Raw genomic sequence first — 23,302 nt, 5'->3', positions numbered from 1 at the left:
AATTGTTGCAATTAAAAAAATAAAGGTTTTAACCTACAACCTATAAACGTTGCTTTTATATTTGCATTGTGGAAAACATAAAAAAAGTTGCATTAATTATACTTGATGGCTGGGGTTACGGCCTTAACGACAGATCAAACGCTATTGTGGCGGCAAATACGCCGTTCTTTGACGAGATGATCGCCAAATATCCAAACTCGAAGCTTGAAGCCTCAGGCCTTGCTGTAGGTTTACCTGAAGGGCAGATGGGGAACTCGGAAGTTGGGCACATGAACCTTGGCGCCGGCCGCGTGGTGTACCAGGAACTGGGCCGCATAAACAAAGCCGTTATTGATAACGAATTTGTACAAAACGAAACCATACTTGACGCATTTAACTATGCAAAAGATAACCATAAAGACCTGCACCTGATTGGCCTGGTGAGCGATGGAGGGGTACATGCCCACATCAACCACCTTAAAGGCCTCGCAGATGCTACCAAGGCATTGGGTATCGAGAAAGTATTTATACACGCCTTTTTAGATGGCCGCGATACCGATCCAAACTCGGGTTTAAAGTTTATTACCGACCTGGAGAACCACATTGCTGATAGCCCCGTGCGTTTGGCATCAGCCATTGGCCGCTACTATGCCATGGACCGCGATAACCGCTGGGAGCGCGTTAAACTGGCTTATGACCTTATGGTAAAAGGCGAAGGTGCACCTACCCATGATATTTTAGAATCAATAAAAAGCTCTTACGCGGATGGTGTTACCGACGAGTTTGTTAAACCGATTGTTAAGGTTGATGAGAACGGCAACCCTATCGCGGTGATAAAAGATGGCGACGCGGTGATCTGTTTCAACTTCCGTACGGATAGGGGCCGCGAAATTTCGCAGGCGCTTACTCAAAAGGAGTTTCCGGAGTATGATATGACGCCGCTGGATATCCATTATGTAACCATGACATCGTACGATGAAACCTTTAAGAATGTAAAGGTGGTTTTCCGTAAGGATGACCTGAGCAAAACATTGGGCGAGGTTTTAGAAAGTGCAGGCAAAAAACAGATCCGTATTGCCGAAACCGAAAAATACCCGCACGTAACGTTCTTCTTTTCGGGTGGGCGCGAAACGGCGTTTATAGACGAAAAACGACTTTTAGTGCCATCACCAAAAGTTGCTACTTATGATCTGCAACCCGAAATGAGTGCCGAGGGCATCCGCGATGCCATCATCCCCGAATTGGAAGCCGGCTGGCCGGATTTTGTTTGTCTGAACTTTGCCAATACCGATATGGTGGGCCACACAGGCGTGTTCAGCGCCGTGATGAAAGCCGCCGAAACTGCCGATGCCTGCTGTAAAGCGGTTGTTGAGGCCGGTTTAAAAACAGGCTATTCGTTTATCATCATTGCCGACCACGGTAACGCCGATTACATGATCAATGAGGACGGTTCGCCTAATACCGCCCATACCACTAACCTGGTGCCATGTATTATTATAGATAGCGATGTTAAGCACGTTAAGGATGGTAAACTGGGCGATATTGCCCCAACCGTATTAAATATTTTGGGCGTAACTATCCCTGCTGAAATGACCGGTAATGTATTGGTATAAAGCATTCAAAAAATATATTGTTTATACAAGCGTGCTACTGCTTTTGGGCAGCAGCTACGCCTGTAACAAGCCCGAAATAAAGGAGACCGGCGCCGAGTTGAAATACTTTGACCTGAAAGACTATTTCAAAAAACAGGATAGCTTGCTTACCAAACAAAACCCGGAAGTGGACAAATCTGTAGCGCACAACGGCGCTGCCGAAAGCAAAAAGGTACGCATTGCCAGCTGGAAAAAAGAGCTTAACCTGTTCACAGAAAGCGACATAAACAAACCCGCCTGGAAACAGAGCTACGATATTACATCAAACGAAGACAGCACCGTTTACAAAGCCAAATCCCCGGAGTTGAAAACGCGAGAGATCATCATCCGCAAAAAAGCGGGGCAGGTTACAGCAATTTCTATCCTAAACAATACCCACAACATCCTGTACAACACCACCGAAAAATTGGTTTACGCGCCAAATGCCTATTACTTAATTGAAAAAATGCAGCATGTAAAAATTATGGGTGCAAACAACTACCGGATAAAAGGCAGCTTTGCTAATTAGTGATGGCCAACGGCGGATGACAGTTTTTCTTTAGAAAGCTCTATCAGCGTAGAGATATCAGACCTTCCGGGATTATCGGCCAATACTTTTTCCAGATCACTTACTGATGCCCTTAGGGAATTTATGCCTCGCAACTTATCAAAGGTAGCGCCGGGCTGCAATTTGAATACACCATACTCGCGGTAAGCAATACCACGTGTCTGGAAGCATTTACCATGGTCGTTAGGATCAATAGCAATCGCTTTAGTCAAGTCAAAAATAGCCCCTAACAGGTGTTTTTCGCGCTCTTGGGGCGACAGGTAGGTATCTTTCCCCAAATAACCTTTAGCACGCGCACGGTAGTAGTATGCCGTAGCATCTATTGGGTTTATGAAAATAACTTTGGTATAAGCAGCGATAGATTTGCGGTAGTTTTCGCTGTGATAATAAGAGTAACCCAGCATCCAGTAAGCGTTGGCGTTGGTAGAATCTACAATACAGGCTTTTTCCAGTTGTTTTACAGCGGCTTTAAAGTTGCCATCCATAAAAGCCTGCTGCCCCATTTTCACATAAGCGTTTTGCGCCGATAGCGTTTCTACCGATGTAAACAGGATCAAAGAAATTATAGCCGACAGCCTCATACTTAATTAGCGGGTATCATTCGTTAACAATACATAAACTACCAATGTGGTTAATTATTATGTCCCCCGTGCAATTTGTTAATAAATTTAGACAAGTGTACAACTTATTTGAATAAAAGAGAGGGTGGCGCACGTAGTGCCGCGGGGTTAGTAAACTATGCGGCACCTTAATCCCGCATGACTTTTTTTCCACTTTCATCAAAATCCATTAAACCTTGTGTTATTTATTTTATGGCCGCAAACCACAACAAATCAATCATTTACAAACCCGTGGAATTTACCGCGGTTGATTAAGGTATATTGGCATAGCTCTTGAAACTGTATATTTGAATATATAACTATTGGCAATTAACCCGTATTTGCAAGGCCGGAGTTTCCGTGCCTGCCATTATGACGTTGTTACCATACATAAAAGGTGATTGATGAGTTTTGATCCGTTCGATTTTAAGAATACCATGCCCTCCATTAATGAAGATTCTGAATTTTTCCCGCTGATGTCGTCAGAGGATGAAGCGGAGATGAATAATGAAGAGGTGCCCGATATTATTTCTATACTTCCGTTGCGCAATACCGTGTTATTCCCCGGTGTTGTGATCCCTATTACCGTTGGCCGCGATAAATCTATTAAACTGATCCGCGATGCTAACAAAGGTACGCGCCTTATTGGTGTTGTTGCCCAGCAGGACGTAAGTATAGAAGACCCCACTTTTGACCAGCTAAACAAGGTTGGTACCATCGCGTTCATTGTAAAAATGCTGCAAATGCCGGATGGTAACACCACCGTGATACTACAGGGTAAAAAACGCTTTACACTAAAGGAAGAGGTGCAAACCGAGCCGTACATCAAAGCGAGCATAGAGCCATTTAAAGAGATAAAAGCTAAAGAGGATAAAGAATTTAAAGCCATGGTGTCGTCTGTTAAAGACATGGCCATGAACATTATACAACTATCGCCAAATATCCCGAGCGAGGCAGGTATTGCTATCCGTAACATCGAAAGCACATCGTTTTTGATCAACTTCATATCATCTAATATGAACGCGGATATGGCTGCTAAACAGGCTTTGTTGCAAACTGCAAGCCTGCGCGACAGGGTAAACCTAGTGCTGGAACATCTTACTTTAGACCTGCAGATGCTGGAGCTAAAAAACCAAATCCAGACCAAGGTGCGTGTAGACCTTGACAAGCAGCAACGCGATTACTTTCTGAACCAGCAGCTAAAAACTATCCAGGAAGAACTGGGTGGCACCTCTCCCGATCTGGAGATCGAAAACCTGCGCCTGCGTGCCTTGAAAAAGAAATGGGACAAAGAGGTTAAAACCCATTTTGCCAAAGAGCTTGAAAAACTTGCCCGTACCAACCCTGCCGCAGCAGATTATTCGGTGCAGATCAATTACCTGGAGCTGCTGCTTGACCTACCGTGGAATGATTTTACAAAGGATAATTTTGACCTTAAAAGGGCACAAAAGGTGCTTGATAAGGACCACTTTGGCCTTGATAAGGTAAAACAGCGCATCATCGAATATTTGGCGGTGCTGAAGTTGAAACATAACATGAAAGCGCCCATCCTTTGTTTGGTTGGCCCCCCGGGGGTTGGTAAAACATCGTTGGGTAAATCGATAGCTAAAGCATTAGGCCGTAAATATGTACGGATGGCTTTAGGTGGCGTTAGGGACGAAGCGGAGATCCGCGGGCACCGTAAAACTTATATTGGCGCTATGCCGGGCAGGATAATCCAGTCGGTGAAAAAAGCGGGCGCGGCTAACCCGGTATTTATACTGGACGAGATTGATAAGGTAAGCACCGATTTCCGTGGCGACCCTTCATCTGCTTTGTTAGAAGTGCTTGACCCTGAACAGAACAGCACTTTTTATGATAATTACGTAGAGATGGATTTCGACCTGTCTAACGTGATGTTCATCGCTACCGCCAACTCGCTGAGCAGCATCCAGCCCGCCTTGTTAGATAGGATGGAGATCATCGAGGTAAACGGTTACACCATTGAAGAAAAGATAGAAATTGCCAAGAAACACCTGCTTCCAAAACAGCGCGAAGCCCACGGCTTAACTCTTAAAGATGTTGTGGTAAAGGCCGATGTATTGGAAAAACTGATAGAAGATTATACCCGCGAATCGGGCGTTCGTACGCTGGAGAAAAGGATAGGATCAGTAATTCGTGGTGTTGCGAAAAACATCGCTATGGAAGAGCCATACAATGTACTTGTAAGCAAAAAAGAAGTTGAAAAGATACTGGGCGCGCCATTTTACGATAAAGACCTTTACGAGAATAATGATACCGCCGGTGTGGTAACAGGCTTGGCCTGGACATCGGTAGGCGGTGATATATTGTTTATTGAGGCCAGCTTAAGCCCCGGCAATGGCAAGCTTACCCTAACCGGCAGCCTTGGCGATGTAATGAAGGAATCGGTTATCATAGCGTTAGCATACCTGCGCGCGCATGCAGCTTACTTTAATATTAACCCAAAACTTTTTGAACAATGGGATGTGCATGTGCACGTACCGGCAGGTGCTACCCCTAAGGATGGCCCGTCGGCAGGTGTAACAATGCTCACCGCGCTGGTATCGGCATTTACCCAACGTAAAATAATACCACATTTGGCCATGACAGGTGAGATAACCCTGCGCGGACGGGTGCTGCCTGTAGGCGGGATCAAAGAAAAGATACTGGCGGCAAAACGCGCCAATATTAAAGAGATCATCCTGTGCAAATCCAACCAGAAAGATATCCTGGAGATCAAAGAAGACTACATTACCGACCTTACCTTCCACTACGTTACCGATATGCGCGAGGTAATAAACCTTGCCCTATTAACCGATTTAGTAAGCGAACCGCTTGACCTAACGGTGAAAGAAAAAGAAGTGAAACCGGTGGTGGAGTAAGAAAAAGATAAGCTAAATTTATTTCAGCATTTCTCACCCAAATAATACAAAGCCGGTGGCCCTATTTAAGTTTGGGTTACTCGTTTTAAATCAATACACAAGCAGGGATATTATCCCTGCTTTTTTTACATTAGCGCACCGATAATCCCATAATGAAGAATAAGCTTTTCTTGATAGCCATATGCCTGTTTGCAGGCGCCAGCACTTTCGCGCAAACCCGTGGGCACGAAATTGGTTTCCAGTCGGATAACGATTCTTTCCTGGGCCAGGGGTCCGACCGTTATTACACCAATGGTTTTTTTCTAAACTACCGCCACGCCGTTGATTTTAGCAAAATGAAGCACCATGACGATATCGCGAATTATATCGTAGGGTTCGAGCTTGGCCAAAAGATCTATAACGCGCAGTCGGGCAGGTTGCCTTCTGCGGATTTTGTGGACAGGCCTGTTGCCGGTTACCTGTACCTTGGCTTATCCGGAAACATCATTTATAAAAATGAGACCGCGGTTAAGTTAACAGCACGGGTGGGGATTATAGGCCCTGCGGCGGGTGGCTACGCCATCCAAAAATTCATCCACAATACCTTTGGTTTTTACGAACTTAACACCTGGCAGTACCAGGTGCGCAATGCACCGCAGCTTAACCTCAACCTCGAGGTAAATAAGCTAATTGCACGTAACTCGTGGGCCGATATCAGTTATGCCGGTTACGTAAACGCGGGTACAGGTTTTAACGCCGCCGGTATCGGGCCAATGATCCGTTTGGGTAATTTTAATCAGCTGTTCCAATCCGTAAGTACACAAAGCACAGCGAGCAAAAATACAAGCACCCCGCTGCTGCATAATCAGGAACTTTTCTTCTATTACAAACCGCAAATAAATGGGGTGTTATATGATGCCACCGTGCAGGGCAACATTTTTAAGGACCACCCGGAGCCGGGCACGCAAGAAATTGTTGGCGATATCAATCACTTTGTATTTAGCAATCAGTTGGGTGTAGCGTTAACCACCAGCCGCTTTGTGTTTGATATTGGCGCGGTAATCAACAGCCGCGAAGTTAAACAACAGGCAAAAAGCACCCACCAGTGGGGGTCGTTAAGTGTGCTGTACAGGTTTGATTAAAAATCAAAATTCTTTTTACGGTCGGCTTTTTTAGTCGACTGGATCTTTTTATTACCCAGGCGGGCCAGCTTAGCCGCGCGGCTAACCTTGCTTGGTTTGCGTACCTTTGGTTTGTGCAGGGCGTTGGTGATAAGTACTATGAGGCGTTCTACCGCTATCTCTTTATTAAGGAATTGGCTGCGTTCTTCATCGCAGATTACTTGCACCAAGCCATCTTTATTGAAACGGTTTTGAAGCTTTTGGTTTAGCAATAGTTTCTCTTCGTCGGTAAGCAGGATGCTGTTATCGATAGAAAAAAGTAACTCGACCTTGGTTGATACCTTATTTACGTTTTGCCCGCCTTTACCCCCGCTGCGCGATGTTTTGTAAGAAATTTCTTTCTGCAGGTCGGCCTTAGTTAAGTTCATGAGGCAAATATAGTAAGTGGTTGATTAAGTTGAGTGGTGAAAAGTTCGTTTAGCTTCGTTAACTACCCACTAATCACCATTCAACTAATCACTAAAAACCGTAACTTCGAACCACGATGAGCAATAATATTATAGTAGCTATTGATGGCTACTCATCATGCGGTAAAAGCACGCTGGCCAAGGCATTAGCCAAAAAACTTCATTACATTTATGTAGATAGCGGCGCCATGTACCGTGCCGTAGCCTTGTATTTTTTAAGGAACAATATTGACCTTACCGATCACGGGCAAATTGAGGAAGCGTTGAAAAACATCCACCTCAACTTTCACTCGCGCGATTACGAGACCCATATCACACTAAACGACGAGGAAGTTTCTGAAGAGATCCGCCAGATGCCGGTATCTGAAAAGGTTAGCGCGGTATCTGCTTTGAAAGAAGTGCGCCGCGAAATGGTAAAGCAGCAGCAACGCATGGGGAAATCAAAAAATATTGTGATGGATGGCCGCGATATTGGCACCGCTGTATTCCCTAATGCCCCCCTAAAGATCTTCATGACAGCCGACCCGGCGGTTCGTGCGCAGCGCCGTTACGACGAGATCCACCTGAAAAACCCCGACGTTACCTTAGAAGATATTTTTGAGAACATCGCCCACCGCGATTACCAGGACACCACCCGCACCGAAAGCCCCCTTGTACGCGCCACGGATGCCATTATACTGGATAATACCAACCTTACCCCCGGGCAGCAGTTACAGTTCGCGCTGGATAAGATTGAGGGGCTGAAAGGGTAAAATTGAAAGTTGAAAGACCAAAGCTGAACGCATTAAAACGCAATTCTGAAACACAATGCAATTTGTTTAGAAAACTACCACCATGTCATTTCGAACGAGGTACGAGGAGAAATCTTCTACTCCAAGCTTTAACAGTTGCAAGGCTTAACTTTAAGATCAACCCATTACTTCGTCGTTCAAAAACTTCCAATCAGGATTGGTTGATTTAATTAAGGCATCTTTTTTCTCTCGTCGCCATTTCTTTATCTCTTTTTCTCGTTCAATGGCGTGCTCTATATTAAAGAAATGCTCGTAGTGCACTAAATTATAACAGTAGTATTTTGCAGTGAATGATTTACCTGTGCCTTTATTTTCGCGATGTTCAAATAACCTTCTGTTTAAATCATTTGTAACACCAATATACAACACGGTTCGGTTGTGATTTGTAGTAATGTAAACGTAATAATTATAATTCCACATGGCGGACACTTATTGCTTGTAGAAGATTTCTCCTCGTACCTCGTTCGAAATGACACCTTGAAAAACCTACTCCCCTGGAAACTGCACAGCATTTACGCCGAAACGGTTCAAAAAGTCGACACCTTCATCACTGGCGAGGCCTTTGTACTGGGCATATGATTTATCGAAGTAAACGTGTTTTATACCGGCAGAGAAAATGAGCCTTGCGCATGGCAGGCATGGCGATAACGTGGTGTAAAGCGTAGCACCCTCGAGGTTAGCACCGTTTTTTACGGCGTACAGGATGGCGTTCTCCTCAGCATGCAGGGCAAGCGAGCAGCTGCCTTTAGAATCTCGGGCGCAGCCTGTTTGGGGCCACTCCTCGTCGCAGTTGTGGGTGCCAGCAGGCGGGCCGTTATACCCAATGGATATAATGCGGGTGTCTTTAGCTAAAACGGCACCGACCTGGGCCTTTACGCAGTGCGAGCGTTGGGCCAGGTCGGTTGCCAGGTTCATAAAAATATGTTCGAAACTTGGTTTCATGTTGTATCGTTGGTTGTTCGAACTGGGATTAAAATAATTAAGCGAATTAATAGAATTCTTAAAATTCATTAATTCGCTTAATTCCTGTTCAGGACAAAATAAATTTAGTGTCCTCCGCTTTTTTCAACCTGAACATGGTCTATGTTGATTCCTTGATTTATTAAAACACCCCTTACTCTCCAGGCAAAAAACACAATGTAAGCAAACCCAATTACAGGCACTATGTAAGATTGATGTATGCCGATAGTATCAGCCATAAAGCCTTGTACTGGCGGTATAATTGAACCACCCAGGATCATCATAATTAAGAATGCTGAACCCTGACCTGTGTATTTTCCTAAACCGGTTATAGATAAAGAGAAAATAGATGGCCACATAATTGAACAGCACAAGCCCCCGCTGATGAAAGCAAATACCGCTGTCATACCAGTTGTGAATAAACCTATAAGCATAAATATCACACCTAATACGCCAAATGTAACTAAGGTACGTACCGGTTTTTGCTGGCCTATAAAAAAAGCTACCACTAATATCCCGATGCTTATGCCATAAACAAATAATGAACTTACATCGGCAACGGTTGAGCGATTAACTAATAATACGATACCAAACGCAACAAAAGGCACTATTACAGTTAAAATGTTCTTTGTCATTTTTGACAAATTAAATGCACCAATGGCGCCGGTGAACCTACCGATCATTAAGCTACCCCAGTATAATGAGATATATGGGGCGATTTCCGAATCTTTGAAGTTGCCGAATAATGGCGTTTTAAGCAATGCGCCCATGTTACTTTGTATGGTAACCTCGGTTCCCACATAAGTAAAAATAGCTATCATACCCAAAATTAATTGAGGATACTGCATTGCCCCCCAACCTTGGTTATCTTTCTTAGCAGAAAACAAAGAAACCATCAAAGTTACAATGATCAATGCTAATGTAGAATATATGTAAACGGATTTTGATATACCTGTAATGCTTACCAATGGATCTACAGCAAGGATAATTAAAAATGCTATAAACATTACTATGATTGGCTTGCCCGGTTTACTGGTAGTTTCAACTTTCTCATCACTGGTAACAACCGGTAATTTTGATAACCAAAAGAATAGTGCCACTGCTAACAGCAAGCCTGCAAATATGTAGTACAAATTATCGATAGATGATATTTTCACATCCTCCGGTGCGATATGGCTATTAGCCGAACCAAACAAAACAATACTAATAACAGCGGGGCCTAATAAACCACCTATGTTATTTATACTACCTGCAAAATTCAATCGGTTAGACCCAGTTTCAGATGGGCCTAAGGCCACTACAAACGGGTTTGCAGAAGTTTGCTGTAGAGAGAAGCCTATAGTAATAACAAATATTGCTGATAATACTAAGGCATATGAACCTGTAGCGACCGCGGGTATCATTAATAATGCACCTGCAGCAGATACTATTAAACCCAAAATGATACCGTTTTTGTAACCTAATTTATTTAAGATATCCGTTTTACTTATTTGCGAAGCAAAATATAATATTAGCGACCCGATAAAGTACCCGCCATAAAATGTAAAATCGATAAGTTGGGATTCGAATTGTGTAAGGTGGAAATGTGTCTTACAAAATGGGATAAAAATACCATTAGAAGCTGCTAAGAAGCCCCAAAAGAAGAATACGGTAACCAGCGTATATAAGGCCGAACCATTACTCTTTGTGTTGTCTTGTGCCATTGTTTAATTAAGGTTAATACTATTGGTGTTTAAAACACTAAACATAAATCAAATTTTATAATTATGACTATAAATTTTTGAAAAATTAAATTACCACTTTATATTACCATTGTTTAAAAGATAAATTTGCATCTTAGTGTCCTGATTTTTTACCTGTAGGGAGAAACAGGATATATAAGCCTACATAATGATAGAAGCCATTATTTCGGGAATTGGATTTGGATTAGTGCTTACGTTTATAACAGGCCCGGTCTTTTTTGCTTTGATAAAAACCAGTATTGAGAGTGGTTTTCAGGCAGGCCTTTCCCTCGCCCTGGGCGTAGTAACCTGTGATATGGTTTTCGTTGGCGCCATCCTTTTTGGTTCGCAATACTTTGATGTAACCGCACACGATAAAACCATAGCGGGTATTGTAGGCAGCATCATCCTCTTCAGTATCGGTGTCTACTACATCTTTAAAAAGGCCGCTGTTAAGTACAACAACAACATCCCCAGCAAAATAAACCATGCGGGGTATTTTTTTAAAGGTTTTGTGATGTGCATTTTTAACCCAACCGTGCTGCTGCATTGGACGGTTGTAATTGGTGCCGCCAGTACCGTTTATCATGCCGGCGTGCATAACCGATCGTTTAAAATTGCCGTGATGTTTGCCACCATCCTTATTGTACAATTTGGACTGGATGCTGTAAAGGCGTTTTACGCCAATAAACTCCGCGACCGTATCTCCGTAAAATTTGTACACCGCCTAAATGAAGTTGCCGGGATTGCCCTCATCATCGCCTCGTTGGTATTGGTGGATAGGTTGGTAACGCATTTTATATTTTCGGCACCGGCGGTAACGTAAGCCAAAGCCCCCCAGTTATTAGTGGATAAGTACTGAAAATCTATTTCAATTTGTCATGCTGAACGATAGTGAAGCATCTATTCGCCAACATACCTGGCGCATATGCACAGTTTACTATTAGCTTCTTCGCTATCGCTCAGAATGACAAATACTATTTGGATTGATCGAAAATCAAAAAAAGGCGAAAAGTTTACACCTTTCGCCTTTTCCTTTAGCTTTCGCCTCAAGCAATTACATATAAGCCCTTTGGTTGTTACCTTCCATCCAGTTAACAAAGGCCCGGTTTACCACTTTGTTACCACCCGGGGTTGGGTAATCGCCGCTAAAGTACCAATCGCCGGTATGATCTGGGCAAGCAATATGCAGGTTATCAAGGGTTTGATAAAGCACCTGTACCTTAGCCGTAATATTTGGCGGGGTTATAATTTTGGCAATACGGTCAGAGATTTCCTGATCGGTAAACGGCGCATAGATGGCTTTTACATAGTTCTCTACATCCTCTTTAGCCAGTTTTGAGCTATCCTTACATTTTTGGTAAACCTCAACAATGATATTCTCTTTACCTTGCTCTTTCAACAAGCTTATCGCGGCTTCAAAAGCCACGAACTCGCCCATGCGCGACATATCTATACCGTAACAATCCGGGTAACGGATCTGCGGGGCAGATGATACTACCACAACCTTTTTAGGGCCCAGGCGGTCTAAGATCTTCAGGATGCTTTGCTTTAAAGTAGTACCACGAACTATAGAGTCATCCAAAACCACCAGCGTATCGGCATCCTTGTTTATTAAACCGTAAGTGGTATCGTAAACGTGGGCAACCATCTCGCTGCGGTCGGCATCCTGGGTAATAAATGTACGAAGTTTTACATCCTTAATGGCTATCTTCTCCACACGTGGTGCAAGTGCCAAAACTTCCGTTAATTCTTCTTCGCTAATTTTATCGTCGCGGTTCAGTAACCTGTCGCGCTGGTATTTTTTTATGTATTTGTGGATACCCTCAACCATACCGTAAAAGGCAACCTCGGCAGTATTTGGAATGTACGAGAATACGGTGTTCTTCACATCGTTTTCCACAGCATCCAGTATCTGCGGGCAAAGCAACCTGCCCAGTTGTTTACGCTCCTTGTAAATAGAAGCATCGCTGCCACGAGAGAAATAGATGCGTTCGAAAGAACATGCCTTTTTCTCTAAAGGCTCACTAAACATGGTCTCGGTTATCTTACCGTCTTTTTTTACAATAAGGGCATGGCCCGGTTTTATCTCCTTAATCTCCTCGATAGGGATATTAAAGGCCGTCATAATAGCGGGGCGCTCTGAAGCGGCAACCACAATTTCGTCGTTATAATAATAATATGCCGGGCGGATGCCAACCGGGTCGCGCATTACAAACGCGTCGCCGTGGCCTAATATACCTGCAATAGTGTAACCACCATCCCAGTTTTTTGCGCTTTTACGCAATATCTTGGCAACATCCATGTCATTAGCAATCAGCTTGCTAATCTGGGCGTTATCGTCAAGGCCTTCGCGTTTGTACTGGTCAAACAAGCCTTGCACCTCGGTATCAATAAAGTGGCCCATTTTTTCAAGAACGGTCACGGTATCGGCTTTCTCTTTAGGGTGCTGGCCAAGGTCATACAATTGTTGCAGCAGCTCATCAACATTGGTCATGTTAAAGTTACCGGCAATAACCAGGTTACGGGTCATCCAGTTGTTTTGGCGCAGAAAGGGGTGGCAGTTTTCTATACTGTTTTTACCGTGCGTACCATAACGCAAATGGCCCAACAACACTTCGCCGGTAAAGCTTACGTGCTCTTTGAGCCATTCGGTATCAGCCATTTTTTCAGGCGTTTCCTTTTGTATCTCAGCAAACTTTTTCTGGATATATTCGAAGATATCAGCAACGGCGTTTGAGGCCATTGACCGGTGCCTGCTTATGTACCGCTTCCCAGGCTCAATATCCAGTTTAATGGTAGCAACGCCCGCGCCGTCTTGCCCGCGATTGTGCTGTTTTTCCATTAAAAGGTAAAGCTTGTTTAGTCCGTACAGGGCAGTCCCGTACTTTTTCTGATAAAAAGAGAGTGGCTTTAAAAGGCGGATAAATGCCACACCGCATTCATGTTTAATCTGATCGCTCATGATTGGGAATGAGCATGCAAAGGTAAAATTTTATCTTATATTGTGTTTAAACATATTGTCATTAGTTGGTATTATTTATGAGGTGGGAAAACTGGCCGGGATTGAGCAGATTTTAGGGATTATATGAACGGAGATTATACCATTTATTCGATTATGCGGTCATTTTCTGAAATTGAATTTGATGAATAATTATACGCGCACAGGCATTAGGCGCGATGCCGGCATCCGCTTCTATCGGGTTTAGGGGCGTTAGGGGTGTGCTGCCTTCCGCGCGTTTTTACTCACCCGGTCATTGCTTCGCTCGACCACCCACTCTTCGTTTCGCGGAAAGAGGGATTCAAAATTATTTTTCTTCCAACCCTCTTTGCGCAGCAGAGAGGGTTGCGCACGTAGTGCCGCGGGGTGAGTAAATTCTGCAAACAATAAAAACATTCCTTAAATTTACTTCCATGAAAATAGCCCTTGCCACCCCTACCTTCCCAAAATCAATTGCCGACGGATTAATCAAAACCGAAAACATGGTAAAAGAAGCCGCGAAAAAGGGGGCTATCCTCATTTGCTTCCCCGAAACATTTATCCCAGGATATCCGCTTGCAGATGTAACCGTACGCAAAGCCTCTGAAGAAGAGCTAAAAGCGGCATTAGAAAACCTTTGCCGGATAGCCGCAGCAAACAACATTGCTATAATTATGCCGATGGATTGGTACGACAACGGCAAATTCCTTAACGTTGCCCAGGTGATCTCTGCCGAAGGAAAAGTATTAGGCTACCAGACTAAAAACCAGCTCGATCCATCTGAAGATACCACCTGGCAGCCGGGAACAGACCGCCATATTTTTGAAGTAAGCGGATTGAAATTTGGTATCACCATTTGCCACGAAGGCTTCCGCTACCCAGAATCTGTACGCTGGGCGGCGCGCGAGGGCGCGAGTATTGTGTTCCATCCGCACCTGTCCGGCAGCGATGTGCAAGGCACAAAACTCACCGATTGGGGTAACATCAACAGCCCCTACTACGAAAAAGCCATGATGATGCGTGCATTGGAAAACACCATATATTTCGCAAGTGTTGGCTACACCATGCAATACCAGGAAGCCGCCACATCCCTCATAGCGCCCGATGGCAAATGCCTTGCCTACCAGCCTTACGGCCTTGAAGGCATTATTGTAGCGGAGATCGACGCCGCAAAAGCGACTGGATTATTGGCGAAGAGATTTAAGGCGGAGTTGTATAAATAGTGACGGAATCAAGCTGATGAAAAAAATGCGTTTAAAACAGTAGCGATGGATTTTATAACCATCGCTACAAAAGAAAATTCTTTGATCTGGAAAATCTTGCGAATCCCAGTTCAGAAAGTCGCGATAGGATAGCAGAGGAAACCCCGGAATCCAGGGCTGCCCCTATCGGCAGGCCGAAATGAGGAGTTGTAAAGAATAGCCCGGGTTCAAAAGATACTGGGAAATCGCCCCATATCCCGCTAAAATATCAAGCAGGCTATTTACTCACCCGGTCATTGCTTCGCTCGACCACCTCTCTTCGCTGCGCGGAAAGAGGGTTTCAGAATATTTTTCTTCCAACCCTCTTTGCGCAGCAGAGAGGGTCGCGCACGAAGTGCCGAGGGGTGAGTTATCCTACAACCTCTCCCCGTGCTGGCTGATATCCAAACCTACAACTTCATCTTCTTTTGATACACGCAGAGGCGAGATCATATCGGTAACTTTTAGCAATATTACCGAGCCGAAGAATGAGAAAAGTGATGTGGCTACCAATGCGAATAGCTGGATGAAAAACAAATGAGTATGGCCGAAGAAAAGGCCGTCGCCGGTTACATTGGCGGGGTTTACGTTGTGGTTGGCAAATACGCCGGTTAGCAGCATACCCACCATACCGCCTACACCATGGCAGGGGAATACGTCCAAAGTATCGTCGATAGTGGTGCGGGTGCGCCATTCTACAACCAGGTTACTCACCACGGCAGATATAATACCGATGGCCAGCGAGTGTGGCACACTCACAAAACCTGCTGCCGGGGTTATGGCTACCAAACCCACTACCGCACCTATACAGGTGCCCATAGCCGATGGTTTGCGGCCGCGCAGCATGTCAAAAAAGATCCAGGTTACACCGGCCGCGGCAGATGCTGTTGTGCTTGTTGCCAAAGCGGTTACCGCCAAATGGTTCGCGCCAAATGCCGAGCCCGCGTTAAAACCAAACCAGCCAAACCAAAGCAAGCCTGTACCTATCATTACATAGGTTATGCGAGCCGGGGCGTGGTTTGCCTCGTTACGGCGTTTCAGGAACAATGCTGATGCCAAAGCCGCCCAACCTGCCGACATGTGTACTACCGTGCCGCCTGCGAAATCTAACACGCCAAGTTTAGCCAATAAGCCATCCGGGTGCCAGGTGGCATGTGCCAATGGCGAAAAGATAAATATGGAAAATAGCACCAAAAATATAATGTACGAGTTGAAACGGATGCGCTCTGCAAAGGCACCGGTTATTAGCGCCGGGGTTATAATAGCAAACTTTAACTGGTACATGGCAAATAATAACAACGGGATTGTTGGCGCGGCGGGCCAGCTGGCATTTCCCAGCATCCCTTTCATCATAAAAAAAGTAGATGGGTTGCCGATTACGCCGCCAATGCTTTTACCGAAGGCTAAACTGAAACCAAATATGCCCCAAAGCACGGTAATGATAACCATACACACAATACTTTGCAGCATTGTAGAGATTACATTCTTTTTATTCACCATTCCGCCGTAAAAAAAGGCAAGGCCGGGGGTCATAATTAAAACCAGGGCTGTAGACATCAACATCCAGGCGATATCGCCGGTATTGAAGTTAGATTTTATATTTTTATCGTATTCTACGGATGGAAAAATAAACGTAAGTGATAAAATTACCAGGATGACGAGGAAAGGAAAGTAACGCTTCATATCAAATTAAAAACCATTTATTAAAACGGCCTCAATTTATACAATTTTAGTAGACATTTTATAAAAAATGAAACAATTACAATAAGTTTATCAATTTATCGGGGATAAGTCCGAATAATATTAGCAATAATGCAATAACCGAAGAAAAAATTACCAAATTACGTGAATACGGAATTTCATTCGGGATAATTTCGGTACGTTTTAAGAATAAGTTAAGCGGAATTTTGATATAGTAAAACAAACCTACCACGGTGGTTACCGCACCGGTTATCAGCAAGGCCATCAGCCAGATATCATGCGTTTGCTGATACACGCCATAGACTGCAGAAAACACCACCACCTTCCCCGTAAAACCCGCGCTGATGGGGATACCCGTTAGCGAGATAAGTACTACCACAAAACAAACAGATGCCAGGGGGTATTTAAAGCCCAGGCCTTTATAATCGCTAATGTTGGTGATGCCTTCGTTATTTTCAAAGTAATTGGCAAGCATTAGCGCGGCGATGTTTGCCAGGCCGTAAACCAAGAGGTAATACGTTAAGGCTGTCAATCCCTGCCCGCTAAACGTTACCACGGCCATCAAAGCAAAGCCTGTGTGCGCAATGCCCGAATAGGCAAGCATCCGTTTCACACTATTTTGCCAAACCGCCGCGAAATTACCCACCACCATGGTTACAATACCCACGGCAGATAGCACCAACCTAAAGTTTAGCCCCGCCCAGTTGATATACATCCCGCTGGAGGTGATGAATGGTGTTACAAAATTTACCAGCAAGGCAAAGCCCGCTATTTTTGGCAAGGTTGATAGGTATGCAGTTACCGGGGTCGCCGCTCCCTCGTAAACATCCGGCACGTAAAAATGCGCCGGCACCAGCGACAGTTTAAACCCTATACCCACTAAGATCAGCGTGAGCGCGAATGATACACTTAAGTGGTTCACCTGGATAAGTCCTTCCTGCATCTCGCGCGAGAAGATATCCAGCGTACCGCAATAGGCGTAAATAAGCGAGATGCCATACAGCATTACCGCCGATGCCGCCGCGCCAAACAGCACATATTTTAACCCAGCCTCTGTACTTTTGGCATTGCCCGAATGGTAAGCCGTAAGCAGGTACGATGCAAGGGAAACCATTTCGATAGCAAGGTATATAGATAACAGGTTTACAGCCATGGCCATTAAATGCAAGCCCAGTACGGAACCGATGACAATGGTGTATAGGTCCGACAATCCTTTTTTGTGCGATGCCAGTTTCCTGTCCCAGGCAAAATAGAACAGCAGAATAAAAGCCAGCACATCTATGATCAGTTTAAAAACAATGCCTGTATGGTGCAGCATCAGCATGCCGCCAAAAAAACGGGCGGTGTCGTTAGCATTAAGGCTTAACTTTTGGTTGATGACCTGTACAATTACCAGCATCATCCCCCCCGTTGCCACCGCGCGACATAACGCCGCCGACCGCTTGCTAAATAAAAGATCTGTCACCAGCACCAAAATAAACAAGGCGGTTAAATACACCTCGGGCACAAAAAAGCGCAGGCCGCGTAATACTTCGTTTAACTGGGTGGTAACTTCGGGTAACAGATCCTTCATTTATTTAACTAATACGTTTTGAGTAAATTGCACCAGCGCCAGTACCGAATCATTCACCTTACCCAATACCAGCGATGGCAGGATGCCCAACAGTAAGGCGATCAAAGCCAGCGGTAGCAGGGTTGCCGTTTCGCGGAAGTTGATATCTGTTAGGGCTGTCTTCCAAACGTCGCCGCCTTTTAGGGAAACGGTGCCGAAGAACATACGTTGTAAGGTCCACAGGAAGTAGGCCGCGCTCAGTAAGATGCCCACCGAGCCGCAAATGGCCATCCAGTAGGGTAGCAAGCCGTTTACCGAGTGTGATTTAAATGCCCCAGCGAGCGTGAATGCCTCGGCTACAAAAGCCGAGAAGCCCGGCAGACCTAACGAGGCAAAAAACGCCACCATTACATAAACCGTATAGCGCGGCATTAGGGTGCCTAACCCGCGGAAATTGTATATATCCCTGTCGTGCACGCGGTTGTAGATGACGCCTACCAGGAAGAACAGCATGGTTGATAAAAAGCCGTGGCTCACCATTTGCAGCACAGCGCCGCTGATACCTTCGGCCGTGTTGGAGGCAAGGCCCAACAATACGAACCCCATGTGCGATACCGACGAATAGGCGATCATCCGTTTCAGGTCGCGCTGGGCAAGGGCGTTAAATGCGCCGTACAATATGGAGATCACCCCTAATAATCCTAACCAGAAAGCGCCCGATAAGGCAACTTCCGGGAAGATGCCCATGCAGATGCGGATGATCCCGTAACCACCAATTTTCAGCAGGATACCTGCAAGGATAATAGAGACCGGGGTTGGCGCTTCCACGTGCGCGTCTGGCAGCCAGGTGTGCAACGGCACTACCGGTACCTTAATGGCAAAGGCAATAAACAGCACCACAAAACCTACGGTACGCGCGGGCATGCCCAATATGGTAGCGTTGCTGAGTACCGAAAACACCGAACCTTCGATATAGTTGGCCGGGTTCATCATGTGGATCATATTGAACGTGTGGCTGCCCGTAACCGGGTCTTTAACCGACAGGTATAAACCCACCATCACCAGCAACATAAACACCGACCCAAACAGCGTGTACAGGAAAAATTTGATAGCAGCGTACTCGCGCCTGGCACCGCCCCACATCCCTATCAGGAAGTATAGCGGTAACAGCATCAATTCGTAAAAAGTGTAGAACAGGAAGAAATCCAATGCGCAGAAAACGCCGATAACGGCCATATCCAACAGCAAAAACAGCGCGAAGAAACCTTTTAGGTTGCTCTTTATTTCCCACGATGCAACGGCGGCGATCACCATTACCAGCGAGGTCATCACCAGCAGCGTTACGGAAATGCCGTCTATCCCCACAAAATATTCTATTTGCATTTTACCTGCGCTGCCCAGGTCAAGGCTTATCCACGGGAGCTTTTGCACGAACTGGAACTGGCCCTCGTGGTTGATACCAGCGTGTGCCGCCCCTGTTTGGAAATGCAGGTAAATATAAATGCTGAAACACAGCTGCAAAAAAGTAGCCGCAAGCGTGATATATTTAAAACTGGCGCGCATCGAAGACGGCAGCAGCAGAATAACTAAGCCAAACAAAATTGGGGTAAAAATGAGCAGGGTTAATATATTCATCAGGTCCAGATCAGTTTTAAAATAAATACGGTGATCAGCACTAAAAGCATGCTGTATAAATAATATTGAATTTTACCGCTTTGAAAACGGCGGGCAAAACCGCCAATGCCATGTACCACGCCGGCCACCAAATGCAACAGTCCGTCTACAATGTTTTTATCAAACCAGGCGGCAATACCGGCTATGGCCCTGCCCACTTTTTCGAGCGAGTTTACAAAGCCGTCTACCACTTTTTTATCGAACCAGTACAGGGCGTTGCTCAGCCACATTACGAAACGGACAACAACCCGGTTATAAAACCTGTCGATATACCATTCATTAAATGAGATGCGGAACAGCAGCCCCTTTTGCGGGAACGACCAGGTATTGCGTTTTACATAGATCACAAACGCGCCGTACATCACCACCACACTTAAAATAACCACAATAAGCGGGACAAGCACATGGTATAGGTTTTCGCGGGCGAAGATATTGGTGAGCAGGAAACCTTTGTACAACCAGGCATCCTCGTAAAACACTGGGCTGTAACTAAACACCGGGAACAAACAGCACAGCGCTAAAAACACCAGCGGCAGTTTGTATTGCCAGCCTCCGTCACCCATGTGGATATGAATATGTGGGTTCACCTTTTGCAGGCGGAAATCGCCAAAGAAAACTTTAACGATGAGCCTTGCAATGTAGAACGCCGTAAGCCAGCTGGTCAGCAGGGCAAAGTATGGGACCAGTTTCAGCAGGAATGGTTTGTCGTCGCTCCAATCGAACGCCTGGATCAGGATACCGTCTTTAGACAGGTAGCCCGACGTAAGCGGCAAACCCGCCAGGGCTAAACCGCCAATTAAAGCGGCTATAAATGTTAGCGGCAGTTTTTTGCGCAGGCCACCCATATGCAGGATATTTTGCGGGTCGATATCGAGGTTATTATCGTCCTTAATGTGTTTCATTTGGTGGATAACGATCCCCGCCACTAAAAACAGCAGACATTTAAAAAACGCGTGTGTAACCAAATGGAACAACGATGAGGCATAAGCCCCTACCCCCATAGCCATCACCATAAAGCCCAGTTGCGATATGGTGGAATATGCCAGGATCCGTTTTAAGTCGTTTTGCGTGAGGGCGATTGTTGCCGCCATAAACGCAGTAAAGCAGCCTATTACCGCCAATACAGTTAACTCGGTATCGCTAAACATGGGGTAAAACCTGCCTAACAAAAACACCCCCGCCGCCACCATGGTAGCCGCGTGGATCAATGCCGAAACCGAGGTTGGCCCCTCCATGGCATCGGGTAGCCAGGTATGTAACGGGAACTGTGCCGATTTTGCAGCCACGGCCAGGAAGATGCCGCCAAAGGCGATGTACTGATACGTATCCGGGATGTGGTTAACGGCACTTGTCCATTCGCCGTTGGCGATGGTGGCATTGGCGATCAGCCCCTTTGAGCCGAACAGGGCTTCTATATCAAAAGTATTGAATTGGGTGTACAGGATAATGATAGCGGTAAGCAAACCGATATCCCCTATCCTGTTCATGATAAAGGCTTTTTTGTTGGCTATTACCGCACTGTTGCGGGTGAACCAGAAACCGATAAGCAGGTAAGACGAAAAGCCCACCATCTCCCAAAAGGCATACAGCAGTATCAAATTATCTACCACTACCAGCGCCAGCATACTAAAGCAAAACAGACTTAAATAGCGGAAGTAACGGCTGTACCCGTCATCATCCTTCATGTAGGCGGTAGAGTAGATATGCACCGGCAGCGCGATCACCGATACCAGCAGCAACATCAGCACCGATAAATTATTAAGCAAAACGCCCGCCTGTACCTTTGTAGCCCCAATGGTAAACCAAACCTGCTGCGCGTGAATGGTGTGGCTGCCCCAAATTTTTAAGAATACATTGGCCGCCAAAACAGTGCTTCCCAATATGGCAAGCGTGGATACCCAGCCCGACGCCTTGCTTTTACCCAACAGTAAAAAGTTTACCAAAAAGGCAGCAAAAGGCAACGCCACTGCAAGTATTGCAAGAGTTACGGTTTGTACATCGGTATTTGGTAAGGTTGGGTTCAAATTTTAGTTTTTGCTTTAATATTAATCCTGACAATTGCCGGCTTTATGCCCATCGCGTTTTCAGACTCTTTTCCGAAAGTAATACTTTCTATATCCGAGGCAGGGATACTATATAGTTTCCGTTGCCTGTCTATATTCTTAGCAGCCAAAACACTTCCATCAGTAGACAATACATACATTAATCTGCTGTCATCTCCTGCGTGAGCTATTAAATATGAACTGTATTCTTTTGAGAAACCAGCAAACTTTTTTTGATACGTTTCAATGCCCCATTTTTTTGTTACGATAATAATTGCGCCATCATTTGCCTTTTCACCATATTCCTTAACCGCGTTTTTATTACTTACTATATATACTTCTAAAAGATCTGCCTCTTTAAATTGGGGTTGCACTTTTGTGAGTCGACCATCGATTACATATAGTGGCTTACTTTTAGCTGATTGCTGCGCATCGTGGATAAATACCGCACCGGCAGAATCTTTCTTCACCTGCCCAAACGCGCCAAACGATACAAGAACCAACAATATCAAGACCAACTTTTTCATCAGTTTGCCGCTTGGTTTAATTCAATTACTAATGTCGCGGGTTGGCGGTTCTTGCGGGTTCCGCGGGGGCCGGTAAAGGTTGCCCCTTTTATATCTGCTTTGGTGGCCTGTTCAAAAAGGTCGAGTTTGTTGGCGCCTGTCAGTTCGATACCGTTTGGCAACAGGTAAACCACGTTGGCATCGTTGCCCCTCCGCGAGCGGATGTACAATTTATAAGCCTTGGATAACGTTCCAAATTTCCATTGGTATAGCTTGGTACCGTACTTTTTAGTGGTGACATTCAGCGTGGTATCATTATCTTTCGAGCCGGCAAATTTTGGCTGGATCAGCGTATCCATCTTCAGGATAGTAGCGGTATCGATATCTGATAGTTTGCTGTAGCTTACCTCCTCATTCAGCACAAATCCCTTTTGAATAACCTGTTGTTTGGGCAAAGGCAGCAAAGTACCCGGCAGGTCAGCTGGCAGGGCTTGTTTCGTTTTAACGATGAGCGCGCCGGCAGCAGCCTTTTGGCCGTACATCATTTTAGCGCCTTTTGGCTTGATGACCGATATATCCAGGATGCTCTCGGGTTTAAGGTCTTGAAGCCGGCCGTTGTAAATGTTGTCGTTTACCATAACAAACGGTCGGTCGCGTTCTTCGGGGGGGTCTTTCAGCACCAGTTTTTTGGTGACGCTATCTACCGAGAAAAACGGATAAGCTACCCGCTCCTCTTCCTCAACAACTTCTTCTACCCGGGCTTCACTCCCGCTTGAGCGGTGCCTCGACGAGCGTTTTTTTGTGTGCCTGGTGCTTTGCTTCGCCTTCTTTTTTGTCGCATGCTTCTTCCGCTGCGCAAAAGTGCCTACGGTAACTAACATCAGCATTATTAAAAGCAGTTTCTTCAT

At 45.3% G+C, this 23,302-nt stretch carries 19 protein-coding genes; 7 read left to right on the top strand and 12 right to left on the bottom strand.

The window, feature by feature from the left end; translation table 11 throughout:
- Nucleotides 1–68 precede the first annotated feature (68 nt).
- Both gpmI and ACVW0P_RS20175 read left to right on the top strand, forming a co-directional pair.
- Complete coding sequence (gpmI, locus tag ACVW0P_RS20180; RefSeq protein WP_457133673.1) at nucleotides 69–1,592, top strand: 2,3-bisphosphoglycerate-independent phosphoglycerate mutase; 1,524 nt, start codon at nucleotides 69–71, stop codon at nucleotides 1,590–1,592.
- A gap of 31 nt (nucleotides 1,593–1,623) precedes the next feature.
- On the top strand, nucleotides 1,624–2,139 hold the full coding sequence (locus ACVW0P_RS20175) for a hypothetical protein (protein ID WP_457133672.1): 516 nt from the start codon (nucleotides 1,624–1,626) through the stop codon (nucleotides 2,137–2,139).
- On the opposite strand, the gene ACVW0P_RS20170 is transcribed toward ACVW0P_RS20175, so the two are convergent.
- A complete protein-coding gene (locus ACVW0P_RS20170; RefSeq protein ID WP_457133671.1) occupies nucleotides 2,136–2,759 on the bottom strand; it encodes a tetratricopeptide repeat protein in 624 nt (207 codons plus the stop codon). The two genes, ACVW0P_RS20175 and ACVW0P_RS20170, sit on opposite strands and share 4 nt — an antisense overlap.
- A 422-nt stretch (nucleotides 2,760–3,181) precedes the next feature.
- On the opposite strand from ACVW0P_RS20170, the gene lon reads away from it, so the two are divergent.
- Complete coding sequence (lon, locus tag ACVW0P_RS20165; protein WP_457133670.1) at nucleotides 3,182–5,659, top strand: endopeptidase La; 2,478 nt, start codon at nucleotides 3,182–3,184, stop codon at nucleotides 5,657–5,659.
- A gap of 152 nt (nucleotides 5,660–5,811) precedes the next feature.
- On the top strand, nucleotides 5,812–6,780 hold the full coding sequence (locus tag ACVW0P_RS20160; RefSeq protein WP_457133669.1) for a lipid A deacylase LpxR family protein: 969 nt from the start codon (nucleotides 5,812–5,814) through the stop codon (nucleotides 6,778–6,780).
- Here ACVW0P_RS20160 and arfB read toward each other — a convergent pair.
- Nucleotides 6,777–7,187 carry an alternative ribosome rescue aminoacyl-tRNA hydrolase ArfB gene (arfB, locus tag ACVW0P_RS20155; protein ID WP_354431365.1) on the bottom strand — a complete coding sequence of 137 codons (411 nt, stop codon included), beginning with the start codon at nucleotides 7,185–7,187 and terminating at the stop codon, nucleotides 6,777–6,779. The genes ACVW0P_RS20160 and arfB overlap by 4 nt on opposite strands.
- A gap of 116 nt (nucleotides 7,188–7,303) precedes the next feature.
- Here arfB and cmk point away from each other — a divergent pair, with 116 nt between their 5' ends.
- Complete coding sequence (gene cmk / locus ACVW0P_RS20150; RefSeq protein WP_457133668.1) at nucleotides 7,304–7,978, top strand: (d)CMP kinase; 675 nt, start codon at nucleotides 7,304–7,306, stop codon at nucleotides 7,976–7,978.
- A gap of 156 nt (nucleotides 7,979–8,134) precedes the next feature.
- Here the strand turns inward: cmk and ACVW0P_RS20145 are convergent, their stop codons facing one another.
- The 3 genes from ACVW0P_RS20145 to ACVW0P_RS20135 form a co-directional block, all read right to left on the bottom strand.
- Entirely contained in the window at nucleotides 8,135–8,437 is a 303-nt protein-coding gene (locus ACVW0P_RS20145) for a GIY-YIG nuclease family protein (protein WP_457133667.1), read from the bottom strand.
- A gap of 66 nt (nucleotides 8,438–8,503) precedes the next feature.
- The gene (locus ACVW0P_RS20140; RefSeq protein WP_457133666.1) at nucleotides 8,504–8,959 is read right to left on the bottom strand and encodes a deoxycytidylate deaminase; all 456 of its coding nucleotides are present in this window, start codon (nucleotides 8,957–8,959) and stop codon (nucleotides 8,504–8,506) included.
- A gap of 104 nt (nucleotides 8,960–9,063) precedes the next feature.
- A complete protein-coding gene (locus ACVW0P_RS20135) occupies nucleotides 9,064–10,680 on the bottom strand; it encodes an MFS transporter (protein WP_457133665.1) in 1,617 nt (538 codons plus the stop codon).
- A gap of 187 nt (nucleotides 10,681–10,867) precedes the next feature.
- Here ACVW0P_RS20135 and ACVW0P_RS20130 point away from each other — a divergent pair, with 187 nt between their 5' ends.
- Complete coding sequence (locus ACVW0P_RS20130) at nucleotides 10,868–11,524, top strand: LysE family translocator (RefSeq protein WP_457133664.1); 657 nt, start codon at nucleotides 10,868–10,870, stop codon at nucleotides 11,522–11,524.
- A gap of 231 nt (nucleotides 11,525–11,755) precedes the next feature.
- Here ACVW0P_RS20130 and ACVW0P_RS20125 read toward each other — a convergent pair whose 3' ends face one another.
- Entirely contained in the window at nucleotides 11,756–13,663 is a 1,908-nt protein-coding gene (locus ACVW0P_RS20125) for an amidophosphoribosyltransferase (protein WP_457133663.1), read from the bottom strand.
- A gap of 449 nt (nucleotides 13,664–14,112) precedes the next feature.
- Here ACVW0P_RS20125 and ACVW0P_RS20120 point away from each other — a divergent pair, with 449 nt between their 5' ends.
- Entirely contained in the window at nucleotides 14,113–14,901 is a 789-nt protein-coding gene (locus tag ACVW0P_RS20120; RefSeq protein ID WP_457133662.1) for a carbon-nitrogen hydrolase family protein, read from the top strand.
- 393 nt (nucleotides 14,902–15,294) lie between these two features.
- Here the strand turns inward: ACVW0P_RS20120 and ACVW0P_RS20115 are convergent, their stop codons facing one another.
- From ACVW0P_RS20115 to ACVW0P_RS20090, 6 genes are all read right to left on the bottom strand, one after another.
- Nucleotides 15,295–16,602, bottom strand: coding sequence for an ammonium transporter (locus ACVW0P_RS20115; protein ID WP_354431373.1), 1,308 nt, complete (start codon nucleotides 16,600–16,602; stop codon nucleotides 15,295–15,297).
- 76 nt (nucleotides 16,603–16,678) lie between these two features.
- A complete protein-coding gene (locus tag ACVW0P_RS20110) occupies nucleotides 16,679–18,193 on the bottom strand; it encodes an NADH-quinone oxidoreductase subunit N (protein ID WP_457133661.1) in 1,515 nt (504 codons plus the stop codon).
- Nucleotides 18,194–19,807 (bottom strand): complex I subunit 4 family protein, encoded by a 1,614-nt coding sequence (locus tag ACVW0P_RS20105; RefSeq protein WP_457133660.1) that lies wholly within the window; start codon nucleotides 19,805–19,807, stop codon nucleotides 18,194–18,196.
- Nucleotides 19,807–21,870: an NADH-quinone oxidoreductase subunit 5 family protein gene (locus tag ACVW0P_RS20100; RefSeq protein WP_457133659.1), complete on the bottom strand. Its 2,064-nt coding sequence runs from the start codon at nucleotides 21,868–21,870 to the stop codon at nucleotides 19,807–19,809. Before ACVW0P_RS20100 ends, ACVW0P_RS20105 begins: the two co-directional genes overlap by 1 nt.
- Nucleotides 21,867–22,415 (bottom strand): hypothetical protein, encoded by a 549-nt coding sequence (locus tag ACVW0P_RS20095; RefSeq protein ID WP_457133658.1) that lies wholly within the window; start codon nucleotides 22,413–22,415, stop codon nucleotides 21,867–21,869. The genes ACVW0P_RS20100 and ACVW0P_RS20095 overlap by 4 nt, the downstream gene beginning before the upstream one ends.
- Complete coding sequence (locus tag ACVW0P_RS20090; RefSeq protein ID WP_457133657.1) at nucleotides 22,415–23,302, bottom strand: hypothetical protein; 888 nt, start codon at nucleotides 23,300–23,302, stop codon at nucleotides 22,415–22,417. Before ACVW0P_RS20090 ends, ACVW0P_RS20095 begins: the two co-directional genes overlap by 1 nt.

The organism is Mucilaginibacter sp. UYNi724 (genome assembly GCF_054057495.1).
Note: the sequence above shows the minus strand (reverse complement) of the source record. Positions and strands in the feature narration are given on the sequence as shown.